General features: G+C 57.5%; 7 protein-coding genes, 1 pseudogene and 1 other annotated feature. Of the genes and pseudogenes, 5 read left to right on the top strand and 3 right to left on the bottom strand.

Annotated features, from left to right (window positions below; translation table 11 throughout):
• Positions 1 to 804, bottom strand: a pseudogene (locus tag QZL71_RS08970) (2-isopropylmalate synthase); the annotation flags it as partial.
• A 249-nt stretch (positions 805 to 1,053) separates the two neighbouring features.
• Positions 1,054 to 1,321 (bottom strand) — a binding site (T-box leader).
• Between the two features lie 235 nt (positions 1,322 to 1,556).
• On the opposite strand from QZL71_RS08970, the gene ftsH reads away from it, so the two are divergent.
• The 4 genes from ftsH (at position 1,557) to QZL71_RS08950 (ending at position 8,349) form a co-directional block, all read left to right on the top strand.
• Positions 1,557 to 3,395: an ATP-dependent zinc metalloprotease FtsH gene (ftsH, locus tag QZL71_RS08965; protein WP_154255886.1), complete on the top strand. Its 1,839-nt coding sequence runs from the start codon at positions 1,557 to 1,559 to the stop codon at positions 3,393 to 3,395.
• Between the two features lie 171 nt (positions 3,396 to 3,566).
• On the top strand, positions 3,567 to 4,202 hold the full coding sequence (locus QZL71_RS08960) for a hypothetical protein (RefSeq protein ID WP_044953740.1): 636 nt from the start codon (positions 3,567 to 3,569) through the stop codon (positions 4,200 to 4,202).
• A 173-nt stretch (positions 4,203 to 4,375) separates the two neighbouring features.
• The gene (locus QZL71_RS08955) at positions 4,376 to 5,080 is read left to right on the top strand and encodes an ABC transporter ATP-binding protein (RefSeq protein ID WP_005942271.1); all 705 of its coding nucleotides are present in this window, start codon (positions 4,376 to 4,378) and stop codon (positions 5,078 to 5,080) included.
• Positions 5,077 to 8,349, top strand: coding sequence for an ABC transporter permease (locus tag QZL71_RS08950; RefSeq protein WP_294648531.1), 3,273 nt, complete (start codon positions 5,077 to 5,079; stop codon positions 8,347 to 8,349). Before QZL71_RS08955 ends, QZL71_RS08950 begins: the two co-directional genes overlap by 4 nt.
• 184 nt (positions 8,350 to 8,533) lie before the next feature.
• Here the strand turns inward: QZL71_RS08950 and QZL71_RS08945 are convergent, their stop codons facing one another.
• Positions 8,534 to 9,265 carry a biosynthetic peptidoglycan transglycosylase gene (locus tag QZL71_RS08945; protein ID WP_294648530.1) on the bottom strand — a complete coding sequence of 244 codons (732 nt, stop codon included), beginning with the start codon at positions 9,263 to 9,265 and terminating at the stop codon, positions 8,534 to 8,536.
• 635 nt (positions 9,266 to 9,900) lie between these two features.
• On the opposite strand from QZL71_RS08945, the gene QZL71_RS08940 reads away from it, so the two are divergent.
• Positions 9,901 to 11,190: an O-acetylhomoserine aminocarboxypropyltransferase/cysteine synthase family protein gene (locus tag QZL71_RS08940; protein ID WP_120081370.1), complete on the top strand. Its 1,290-nt coding sequence runs from the start codon at positions 9,901 to 9,903 to the stop codon at positions 11,188 to 11,190.
• A gap of 145 nt (positions 11,191 to 11,335) precedes the next feature.
• Here QZL71_RS08940 and QZL71_RS08935 read toward each other — a convergent pair whose 3' ends face one another.
• Positions 11,336 to 12,202, bottom strand: a complete 867-nt coding sequence (locus QZL71_RS08935; protein ID WP_044953743.1) for a carbohydrate ABC transporter permease — start codon at positions 12,200 to 12,202, stop codon at positions 11,336 to 11,338.
• Position 12,203 lies beyond the last annotated feature (1 nt).

The following is a 12,203-nucleotide window of genomic DNA, read 5'->3' as shown; positions in this document are numbered from 1 at the left end:
GCACTCCACCCGCTGTGCACCCGCCAGCACGGCCAGCTCTGCGCAGGCCACGCCGGTGCCGCGGTCGTTGTGGGGATGGGTGGAGATGATGACGCTGTCGCGGTATTTCAGGTGCTTGTCGCAGTACTCGATCTGGTTTGCGTAGACATGCGGCATGCTCATTTCCACGGTAACGGGCAGGTTGATGATCATGGGGCGGTCCGGGGTGGGCTGCATGATGTCCAGCACGGCGTTGCACACATCCACCGCATAGTCCACCTCGGTGCCGGTAAAGCTCTCAGGGCTGTACTCGAACAGGAAGTTGCCATCATACTCCTCGCTCAGCTGCTTGACCAGCTTTGCGCCGTCGGTGGCGATCTGCTTGATCTCCTCCTTGCTCTTGTGGAACACCTGCTCGCGCTGGGCCACAGAGGTGGAATTATAGAAGTGGATCACCGCGCGGGGTGCGCCCTTGACGGCCTCGAAGGTCTTGCGGATGATGTGGTCGCGGCACTGGGTCAGCACCTGCACGGTGACATCCTCGGGGATCATGTTCTTCTCGATCAGGGTGCGCAGGAACTCGTACTCGGTGTCGCTGGCGGCAGGGAAGCCCACCTCAATCTCCTTGAAGCCGATCTTGACCAGCATCTGGAAGAACTCCAGCTTTTCCTCAAGGCTCATGGGCACGATCAGGGCCTGATTGCCGTCGCGCAGGTCCACACTGCACCATGCGGGGGCTTTTTCAATGTGATCCTTCTTTACCCAGCTGTCATAGCCTGCGGGTACCGGGTAGTAACCCGGAGCGTACTTGGTTGCGTCCATCATTTGCGCGTCCTCCCAAACAATTTACACTTCTTGCTCCATGCTCTTTGTGAGCGTCCTCGCCCTCTCAGTCTCACATTCGTTCGACAGCTCCCCCAAAGGGGGAGCCCTTGGCAAAACCGAAAACTTTGCCGTACTGCCAAGGCCTCTCACTTTGGGAGAGGTGGCACGGCGTAAGCCGTGACGGAGAAGGCAAGCCTGCTTCCAAAAGGCAGATATACGAAAAGGCTCTCGTCTTTCAAGGCGAAAACCTTGAGAGACGAGAGCCTGTAAAGTTCAAACTACAGGGCACCCGTGGTACCACTCTCTTTGCTGCGCCTTTGGGCACAGCCGCTTTGCACGATCGGCTTTTTGCGGCGAATCGCTGTCCTTGTAACGGTGGACATCCGTCAGAGCCTACTTGTGTGTTCAGCCCTGCCGCTCAGGGGCCAGTAACCGAAACCCTCTGCACCCGCCTTGCACCACCCGGCGGCTCTCTGTACGCAGAAGAAAATCGTTTTTTCCCCGTCAACGCATTTGTGCTTTTTTCAAAGTGGACTAAGTTTAGCATGATTCGCGGGCAGTGTCAAGCAATCTGACTCATTCTCAAAATGAAACAATTTCACAAAATGAGGGGCAGAATTTTCCAAAATTATGCACGAGGCGTTAATGTTAACAATTTGCTAAGTTTTTGGAAAGTTGTGCTCGAATTGCTGTTGCGCCCGGTTTTACTGTGCTATACTACTTGCATCAGGAACCAAAGGAGGAATTGCCACATGAAAGAAGTCAAGCCTTCCAAAAAGCCGCTGGCGATCTACTACGCCATCGTGCTGGCGGTCCTGCTGCTGCTCAACCTTGTGCTGCTGCCGTGGATGAGCGAGCGTCAGGTGGAGGAAGTGGACTACGGTACCTTTATGACCATGACCGAGGAAAAGAACATCGGCCGTGTGGATATCGAATCCAATCAGATCATTTTTACCGATAAAGAGGAAAAGCAGGTCTACAAGACCGGCCTGATGAACGACCCGGAGCTTACCCAGCGCCTGTATGATGCCGGAGCACAGTTTTCCAGCGAGATCGTGGAGCAGGGGTCGCCGATGCTCAATTTCCTGATCTGGTTCCTGCTGCCCATCCTGTTGTTCAGCTTCATCGGCAACCAGATGAACAAAAAGCTGATGGAAAAGGCCGGCGGCGGCCCGGGGTCCATGATGTTCGGCGGCGTGGGCAAATCCAATGCCAAGGTCTATGTGCAGTCCACCCACGGCATCCGCTTTGCGGATGTTGCCGGTGAGGATGAAGCTAAGGAAAACCTGCAGGAGATCGTGGATTACCTGCACGACCCCGGCAAGTACGAGAGCATTGGCGCATCCATGCCCAAGGGCATTCTGCTGGTGGGCCCTCCGGGCACCGGCAAGACCATGCTGGCTAAGGCCGTGGCAGGCGAATCCAACGTGCCGTTCTTCTCCATTTCCGGCTCTGAATTCGTGGAGATGTTCGTGGGCATGGGCGCATCCAAGGTGCGCGACCTGTTCCGGCAGGCCAAGGAAAAGGCCCCCTGCATCGTGTTCATCGATGAGATCGATGCCATCGGTCAGAAGCGCAACAGCGGCAATCTCGGCGGCAACGACGAGCGTGAGCAGACTTTGAACCAGCTGCTCACCGAGATGGACGGCTTTGAGAGCAACACCGGCGTCATCATTCTGGCGGCTACCAACCGCCCGGATTCGCTGGACCCGGCGCTGACCCGTCCCGGACGTTTTGACCGCCGTGTGCCGGTGGAGCTGCCCGACCTTAAGGGCCGCGAAGAGATTTTGAAAGTGCACGCCAAAAAGGTGGCGCTGGCCCCGGGCATCGACTTCAACACTGTGGCCCGCATGGCTTCCGGTGCATCCGGTGCGGAACTTGCCAACATTGTCAACGAAGCAGCTCTGCGCGCTGTGCGTGCAGGCCGTAAGAGCGTGACGCAGGCCGATCTGGAGGAGAGCATCGAGGTGGTCATTGCAGGCTACCAGAAGAAGAACTCCATCCTCACCGACAAGGAAAAGTGCATCGTGGCCTACCACGAGATCGGCCATGCACTGGTGGCGGCCAAGCAATCCAACTCTGCCCCTGTGCAGAAGATCACCATTATCCCCCGCACCTCCGGCGCACTGGGTTACACCATGCAGGTGGACGAGGGCAACCACTACCTGATGAGCAAGGAAGAGCTGGAAAACAAGATCGCCACCCTTACCGGCGGACGCGCCGCCGAGGAAGTGGTGTTCCGATCCATCACCACCGGTGCCTCCAACGATATCGAGCAGGCCACCAAGCTTGCCCGCGCCATGCTTACCCGCTACGGCATGAGCAAGGACTTTGACATGGTGGCGCTGGAGACCGTGAACAACCAGTATCTGGGCGGTGACACCTCGCTGGCCTGCTCGGCGCAGACCCAGCGCGAGATCGACCAGAAGGTGGTGGAGCTGGTCCGGGCCCAGCACGAAAAGGCTGTCCGCATCCTGACCGACAACCGCGCCAAGCTGGATGAGCTGGCACAGTATTTGTACCAGAAAGAGACTATCACCGGCGAGGAGTTCATGGAGATCCTGAACCGGGAACCGGCACAGGCCCAGTGACCCCGGCGGCAGAGCTGCCAAAAATTTTTTTTAGCCTGCTGCAATAATCCCGCCGCCGCATCCGTTTATAAGACAGATGCGGCGGTTTTGTATTACACCGCATGGCAGACCATGGTTTTCCACAAAACAAAAATGTGCGGTGCAAAACCGCCGTCAACGGAGGTATTCCAAATGAAACTGAACCATAAATTTGTCCGTACCGTCACCACCACCGCTGCAGTGCTGGGTGCTGCCGCCATGCTGAGCGTGGGCGCATTTGCCGCAGAGGCAGACATCAACGACCCTGCTGCCGCAGGCTATCTGCCCCCGCAGGAGCAGATGGTGCAGGGGGATATCGCCCTGCACAGCGCCGATGTGGCGATCGGCGAAAAGGACCCCACCTACGGCGGCTACGGCGCACCGGAGGGAAACCCCATTCAGGGAAATATCATGCTGATCTCCGGCGATGAGCTGGCCGCCCCGTCCGCAGATGCAGCGGCGAAAAAGAGCGAGGCCCGTTACACCGTCAAGGGCCTGTTCGGCAGAGAAGTGCTGTACACTGCCCGCCAGAAGGACAGTGTGCTGACGCTGGATGTGCCCGCCGGTTCTGCTACTTTCCGCACCACCGTGCAGGACATGCAGACCCTGCTGAACGAGGGCGTGAGCACGCTGGTGGTCCAGACTGAGAAGGGCTCCACCACCCTGAACCTGTCTCTGCTGGTGGAGGGCCAGAAGGGCACCGACCGCGTGGTGCTGCGCCGACTGGGCGAAAACACCTTCCTCACCGTGGGCCTGCGCTGCCGCCGCGATTTGATCGTGGGGCGCTGACCGCTGAGATCAAATGATGAAAGGGCTGCTGCACGCAGGGATGTGCAGCGGCCCTTTTTGCGCTTTTCTGTTAAGTTTTTGAAAATTTGCGCAGATGTCTTTGCAAAGTCTGCCGGGAGATGTTATAGTTAAATTGAAACAGTATGCATTCCCGATAGAAAGGAAAAAACGCCATGGAGCATTTTGTGGAGTTTGAGGACGTTTGCAAATACTATCAGACCGGCAGTGTGAAGATCGCCGCCGCAGACCACCTGAATTTCTATGTGGATAAGGGGGAGTTCTGCATCATCGTGGGGCCTTCCGGCGCAGGCAAGACCACCCTGCTGAACATCCTTGGCGGCATGGACAGCTGCGACGAGGGCAATGTCTGGCTGGACGGCCAGAACGTGAGCCACTTTACCGCCAGAGAGCTCACCACCTACCGCCGGTACGATGTGGGCTTTGTGTTCCAGTTCTACAACCTTGTGCAGAACCTGACCGCACTGGAGAATGTGGAGCTGGCCAGCGAGATCTGCCGTGACCCGCTGGACCCCAAAGAGACCCTGCGCAGCGTGGGTCTGGGAGAGCGGCTGAACAACTTCCCGGCCCAGCTTTCCGGCGGCGAGCAGCAGCGGGTATCCATTGCCCGCGCACTGGCCAAAAACCCCAAGCTGCTGCTCTGCGACGAGCCCACCGGTGCACTGGATTACAAGACCGGCAAGCAGGTGCTGGCTCTTTTGCAGGATACCTGCCGCCGCACCGGCCGCACGGTGATCGTTATTACCCACAACACCGCCCTGACGGCGATGGCAGACCGCATCATTCAGGTGCGCAGCGGCAAGATCGTCTCCAATCAGGTCAACGAGCACCCTGTGCCGGTGCAGGAGATTGAGTGGTGAGAGCTGTGCTGAAAAGTTATCGTAAAAACATCCTGCGGGAAATGAAGGACAACCTGAGCCGCATGGTCTCGCTGTTCGGCATCGTAGCGCTGGGCGTGATGATGCTGACCGGCCTGATGAGTTTTGCGCCCAGCATGCGCATCGCCGGGCAGAAATACTACGTGCAGCAGAACGTGTTCGACCTGCGGGTGCTGTCCACGCTGGGCCTTTCGGAGGAGGACATTGCCGCCATTGCCGCCGTGGACGGCGTGGAGGCTGTGCAGCCGGTGAAATATCAGGACGTGGAGGCCCAGTGGCAGGGCCAGAGCGAGACGGCGGTGGTGCGCCTGCAGCAGCTGCCCGCCGACCCCGGGGCCGACACGGCAGAAAATATGAACCGTCTGGTGTTGCTCTCGGGCCGGATGCCTGAGGCCCCGGACGAGTGCGTGGTACATGTGATGGGCTACGGCGACCCGGTGGAACCGGGCACGGTGCTCACCCTGCCGGAGGACACCGAACATGTGAGCCGGAAGCAGTTCACGGTAGTGGGCACCGTGCAGGACCCGCAGCATTTTTCCACGGACAAGGAGAGCAGCACCGCCGGTGACGGCCAGCTGGATGATATTGTGTTCCTGCCGGAGGGCAGCCTGACCACGGATTATTATACGGCGTGCTATCTCAAAGTAAAAAATGCCGGCCTGTATGATAATTACTCGGACGCGTATCAGGCAGCGGTGGATGACACAGCCGCAAGGGTAAAGGCCATCAGCGGCGCACAGTGCACGGCCCGGCGGGCGGAGCTGATCGAGGACGCCAGTGCAGAGCTGGCCGACGCCCGGGCCGAGTACAACGACAAAAAAGCCGAAGCAGACCGTCAGTTTGCGGAGGCAGAGCAGCAGCTGGCCGATGCACAGGCACAGCTGGACAGCGCCAAAGCCCAGCTGGACGCGGGCGAAGCGGAGCTTGCCGCCAACAAAAAGGCCCTGCCGGATACTATGCAGGGCGGTGCGGACGAGCTGGTGAGCGGCGAGCAGCAGCTGCTGGAATTTGAGGATCAGCTGCAGCAGATCGAGATGCTGGTGAACCTGAAAAAGGTGGCCGACCCGCTGCTGGGCTATGCCGAAACGGCTCTGCACAACGCGCAGAAGGCGCTGGACGAAGCGGAACCTGCCGATGAAGAGTACACCGAGCTGCGGGATGCCCTGCAGAAGGCGCAGGATGCTTACGACAACATCAGCGGCCAGCTGAACGGCTATCAGGCCCAGCTGGACGAGGGCAAGCGCCAGATGTATGCACAGGGGCTGATCTCTTCGCCCAGCCTTTCCAACGAGCAGCTGGTGACTGAGGCAAAGGCAGCACTGCGCCAGATGAAGGTAAAGCTTCTGCAGGGGCAGCTGCAGCTGACCACCGGCACGGCCACAGCCTACACCCAGTTCGATGCGGCACGCACCCGGCTGGACGAGGGCTGGCAGCAGTACAACGACGGCGTGCAGCAGCTGGCCGATTCCCGCGCGGAGTACGAGAGCCGGAAGGCCGATGCCGAACAGCAGCTGGCCGACGGCCTTGCCCAGCTGAACGATGCCGAGGAGCAGGTGAGCCAGATCAAGAGCGGCGAGTGGTATGTGCTGGACCGCAGCTCCACCGTGAGCTTTGTCACCTTTGAGCAGTATGCCGACCGCATGGATGCCATTGCACGGGTGTTCCCGGTGTTCTTCTTCCTGGTGGCGGCGCTGGTGGCCACTACTACTATGACCCGCATGGTGGATGAGAACCGCCTGCAGCTGGGCACTCTGAAAGCGTTGGGCTACTCCAACGCAAAGATCGCAGGCAAGTATCTGTTCTATGCCCTCAGCGCCAGCGTGCTGGGCAGCATCGTGGGCATGGTCATCGGTTTTGTGGTGTTCCCGCTCATCATCTGGTATGCTTACCAGATGATCTTCAGCATGTCCACCTTTACGCTGCACTTTTACCCCGGCATGGCGGCAGCCAGCGTAGCCATCAGCGCGGCCGTCATCGGTTTTGCTACATGGAACGCCTGCCGTGCCAGCCTGAAGGAAAAGACTGCAGCTTTGCTGCTGCCCCGGGCCCCGGTGGCAGGCAAGCGCATCTTTTTGGAGTACATCACCCCGCTGTGGCAGCACATGAGCTTCTCCCAAAAGACCACAGCCCGCAACCTGTTCCGCTACAAAAAGCGCTTCTTCATGACAGTGCTGGGCGTGGCAGGCTGCACGGCGCTGCTGCTGATCGGTTTTGGCATTCAGGATTCCATCCTGCCCATCGTGGACAAGCAGTCCGGGCAGCTGACCCACAACGATCTCACCATCTCGCTCAGCGATGAAAAGGCGCTGACCATGGAGCAGGGCCTTGCCGACACGCTGGACAGCAGCAGTGCGGTCCGCAGCTGGGGCGCGTTCTACACAAAGTCCACCACCCTTTATAATGAAGAGGGCGGGAGCGCCGATGTCAGCATCGTAGGCGCGGAGGACGATGCCCGGATGACCGAATACTTCACCTTCCGCACTCGGGTGGGCCACGACCCCATTCCCTTTGAAGAGGACAGCGTGATCCTGACCGAAAAAACGGCCCTGAATCTGGAGCTGAGCGTGGGCGATACGTTCTATGTGGAGGCTGCAGACGGGAGCCGCGTGCCGCTGACCCTGACCGGCATTACCGAGAACTACATGTTCACCCGGCTGTATCTCTCCAATGCGCAGCTGCAGGCCCTGCTGGGCAGCACGCCGGAGTGGAATACTGTGTACGGCCTGACCGGCTGTACCACCGAGGCGGAGTACAACGCCCTGCGCACAAAGCTGCTGGACTGCAACTATGTGAGCAGCGTCAGCTTCACCGAGGACACCACCTCCATGTTCGGCAGCCTGATCGGCAGCCTGAACTACGTGGTGGTGCTGATCATCGTGTGCGCGGCGGCGCTGGCGGCGGTGGTGCTGTACAACCTGATCAGCGTCAACCTTGCCGAGCGCAAAAAGGAGCTTGCCACTATCAAGGTTCTGGGCTTCTATGACAAAGAAGTGTACCGCTACATCTTCCGCGAGATCGAGCTTTTGTCCCTCATCGGCTCCGGCGTGGGCCTGCTGCTGGGCGTGCCGCTGCACCGGTTCATCGTCCTGACCGTGGAAATGGATCAGCTGATGTTTATTCGCACCATTGCACCCCACAGTTATCTGCTGGCAGTGGCATTGACGATGCTGTTCACCTTTGTGGTGTGCTTTGCCATGCGGCGGCATGTGCGGCATATCAGCATGGTGGAAAGCATGAAAGCGCCGGAGTGAGTTTACAAAATCTTCATAAAAAGAACATGGTTTCGCAGAAATTCTTTGGTATGATAATGCTACCGACAGGCGGGGCCGCAACCGCCTGAACGGGTAACATGATTCCTCCTTTACCAAACCAAATACCGCAAAACAAAACACCGCGCCTTGTCTGATCCGCAGCAGACAGGGCGCGGTGTTTTGTTTAAACCGTTAAGTTTTCAGCATCTGCGGCAATGGCATCGGCCTGCTGCTTGGTGAGCACGCGGCATTTGACCATCCGCTTGAGCACCACCTGCATCCGCTTGAAGGCAAGCTCCGGGCTGCTGGCGTAGGTGGAAGGCGCGTTGGGCATACCCGCCAGATAGATCGCTTCGGCATCGGTCAGCTGGGCCGGTTCCTTGCCAAAGTAGCCCTCGGCAGCTTCTGCAATGCCATAATACCCGCTGCCAAAATAGATGGTGTTGGCGTACATCTCAAAGATCTGCTGCTTGGAGTAGGTCTTTTCAAGATCAAAAGCAGCAAGCATCTCGGCAGCCTTGCGGGCCAGATGCTTGTCCTGCGTGAACAGCTCGTTCTTGGCAAGCTGCTGGGTCAAGGTGCTGCCGCCCTCGGCCAGCGAGTGGGTGCGCAGGTCGGCCAGCAGGGCGCGTGCAATGGCCCCCGGGTCGATGCCCTTGTGGGTCATAAAATGCTCGTCCTCGGTGCAGATGACTGCGTTAATATAGATCTGCGGCAGCGCATCGTAGGAAGTATAGCTCCCGCGGGCACAGATGGTGTCGTACATGGAAGCCACTGGGTAACTGCTGGCGGCACTGCGGTACAGCTGTCTGCCCTGATAAAAGAACCAGCCGCCTGCCAGCAGCCCGCCAAGCAGCAGGATGCAAAGAACAACGAGCAGGCTCTGCTTTAAAAAATGAAAGAAACGATGCAGCATCGAAAAAACTCCTTTGATGATAAAAAAGAACGCTACCATAATAAACGATTTGCAGGGCGTTTGCAAGGAACAGCTTTAGTATAACAATAAAATTTTAAGGTTTTATCAATGGAAAAATAAAATTTTTGAAGAAGCAGAAGTGTTACTCCTGTTGGAACTGCACAACGGGATGCTGCAAATGCGGGCTGCGCATCGTGCAGAAAACTCAATTTGAAAAAAACTGGAATTAACCTATTGACAAACTGGGTAAGAGGGAATATAATGCAAACAACAAATCCACAAACCTAGTGGGAAAAAGAAAGCAAGGGTTTTGCTTCCCGGTACAGAGCAGATAGAGGTGCCGGTTTGTAGATGAGTGGGAAAGAGTTTTACGGGAAAGGAGGGCACGGATATGAAGCTGATTTGGAACGACCTGCTGCATGCAAACTTCCGCTGTGGGCGAATGTGCGGTGACCGGGCAGAACATCTTGCTGTGAACTGTACGATGCCCTCTTGCTGTGCACGAATGTGTACCCGAATGTGACGTTGACAGAATCGCTTTGAATTGTGTTTGCCCGGTGCGCTTTTGTATCACGCATCGGGATTTTTTGTATCAGAAAATTATACTATAAGTATAAATAGAGAGGTAAAATACTATGTCTAACTATAAATTTGAGACCCTGCAGCTTCACGTTGGCCAGGAGCAGGCCGATCCCGCAACCGATTCCCGTGCAGTGCCCATTTACCAGACCACTTCCTATGTGTTCCGCAACAGCCAGCACGCAGCAGACCGCTTTGGTCTGGCAGATGCCGGCAACATCTACGGCCGCCTGACCAACTCCACGCAGGACGTGTTCGAGAAGCGCATCGCTGCGCTGGAGGGCGGCGTGGCTGCTCTGGCAACCGCCTCCGGTGCCGCTGCCATCACCTACACCATCGAAGCACTGGCACAGGCCGGTGACCACATCGTGGCTCAGAAGACCATCTACGGCGGCAGCTACAACCTGCTGGAGCACACCCTGACCCAGTTCGGCGTCACCACCACCTTTGTGAACGCACACGATCTGGCTGAGGTGGAGAATGCCATCCAGCCCAACACCAAGGCCGTCTATCTGGAAACTCTGGGCAACCCCAACAGCGATATCCCCGATATCGATGCCATTGCAGCCATCGCGCACAAGCACGGCCTGCCGCTGGTCATCGATAATACCTTCGGCACCCCGTACCTGATCCGTCCCATTGAGCACGGCGCAGATATCGTTGTTCATTCCGCCACCAAGTTCATCGGCGGCCACGGCACCACGCTGGGCGGCATCATTGTGGACAGCGGCAAGTTCGACTGGAAGGCAAGCGGTAAGTTCGGCAACATTGCTGACCCCAACCCCAGCTACCACGGCGTTTCCTTTGCCGATGCAGCAGGCCCCGCAGCTTTTGTCACCTACATCCGTGCGATCCTGCTGCGTGATACCGGTGCCACCATTTCGCCGTTCAACGCCTTCCTGCTGCTGCAGGGCACCGAGACCCTGAGCCTGCGCATCGAGCGCCATGTGGAGAACACCAAGAAGGTAGTCGAGTTTCTGGCAAACCACCCGCAGGTGGAGAAGGTCAACCACCCCTCCCTGCCGGATCACCCGGATCACGCCCTGTACGAGAAGTACTTCCCCAACGGCGGTGCTTCCATCTTTACCTTCAACATCAAAGGCGGCCGCGAGGAAGCATTCAAGTTCATCGATAACCTGAAGGTCTTCTCCCTGCTGGCAAACGTTGCTGATGTGAAGAGTCTGGTCATCCACCCGGCTTCCACCACCCACAGCCAGCTGAACGACGAAGAGCTGGCCGAGCAGCAGATCTATCAGAACACCATCCGCCTGTCCATCGGCACTGAGCACATCGACGATATCATTGCTGATCTGGAAGCAGGTTTCGCAGCCGTCCGCGGCGAGTAAATCTTATCCCCTTAAAACCTCCGACAGAATGTGTATGCCTTGTTTTTTCTCCTGATCTCTTCCAAAAATTCCTTATATCCTAAACACAGCAAAAGGGTCCCGGAATTTTCTCCGGGACCCTCTTGTTGTTTGCGGCAAAATGCCGTCAGCCTTTCACGCCGCCCAAAGCAACACCGCGGACGATGAACTTGGAAAGCAGCAGGTACACGATGATGACGGGCAGAATGGCGATAGCCACCATCATGTAAACCTTGCCCATATCAAACTTGAGGAAGTCTGCACTGCGCAGCTGTGCGATCAGGATGGGCAGGGTCTTTTTGTCGGCGCTGTCCAGCACCAGAGCGGGAATGAAGTAGTTGTTCCAGCTGGCCACGAAGGAGAAAATGGCCTGCACTGCCAGAGCGGGCTTCATAATGGGCAGCACGATCTTGTTGAAGGTGTAGAACTCGCCTGCACCGTCGATGCGGGCAGCCTCTACGATCTCCATGGGAAGGGAAGCGTCCAGATACTGCTTCATGAAGAAGAACACGGTGGGCGCTGCAATGCTGGGCAGGATCAGCGGGATAAAGCTGTTCTTCAGGCCCATCTTGGTGATGAGCTGCAAAAAGCCCAGAGCGGACACCTGCGTGGGCATGGTCATGATCAGCAGGATAATGGCGAACGCGGCCTTTTTGAATTTGAAGTTATAGGCGTAGATGCCGTAGGCCGTCAGGGCCGAGAAGTACACGCTGAACGCCGCCGAGCAGGCGGAGACGATCAGGCTGTTGCGGATGCCGGTGATGACAGGGATGTTAGCATCGGCCAGCACGTTCTGGAAGTTGGTGATGAGCGATTTGCCCGGCAGCATCGAGAAGCCTTTCTGGATCTCGAAGTGGGTGCGGGTGGAGTTGATCACCAGCACATAGAAGAAGAACAGGCACAAAAAGCTGATGAGCACCAGCACCAGATAACACCATGCGCGGCGTGCAGCCAGTGTTGCTTTTTCCGATTGATTTCTAGGAGTGTGTGCCATA

Source organism: uncultured Faecalibacterium sp. (assembly GCF_900066275.1).
Classification (GTDB): domain Bacteria; phylum Bacillota; class Clostridia; order Oscillospirales; family Ruminococcaceae; genus Faecalibacterium; species Faecalibacterium taiwanense.
This window is presented reverse-complemented; position numbering and strand designations above follow the sequence as displayed.

Bases quoted from the DNA above. Each gene is read 5' to 3' on its own strand.
- ftsH (WP_154255886.1), top strand. From the start codon at position 1,557: ATGAAAGAAGTCAAGCCTTCCAAAAAGCCGCTGGCGATCTACTACGCC.
- QZL71_RS08960 (WP_044953740.1), top strand. From the start codon at position 3,567: ATGAAACTGAACCATAAATTTGTCCGTACCGTCACCACCACCGCTGCA.
- QZL71_RS08955 (WP_005942271.1), top strand. From the start codon at position 4,376: ATGGAGCATTTTGTGGAGTTTGAGGACGTTTGCAAATACTATCAGACC.
- QZL71_RS08945 (WP_294648530.1), bottom strand. From the start codon at position 9,265: ATGCTGCATCGTTTCTTTCATTTTTTAAAGCAGAGCCTGCTCGTTGTT.
- QZL71_RS08940 (WP_120081370.1), top strand. From the start codon at position 9,901: ATGTCTAACTATAAATTTGAGACCCTGCAGCTTCACGTTGGCCAGGAG.
- QZL71_RS08935 (WP_044953743.1), bottom strand. From the start codon at position 12,202: ATGGCACACACTCCTAGAAATCAATCGGAAAAAGCAACACTGGCTGCA.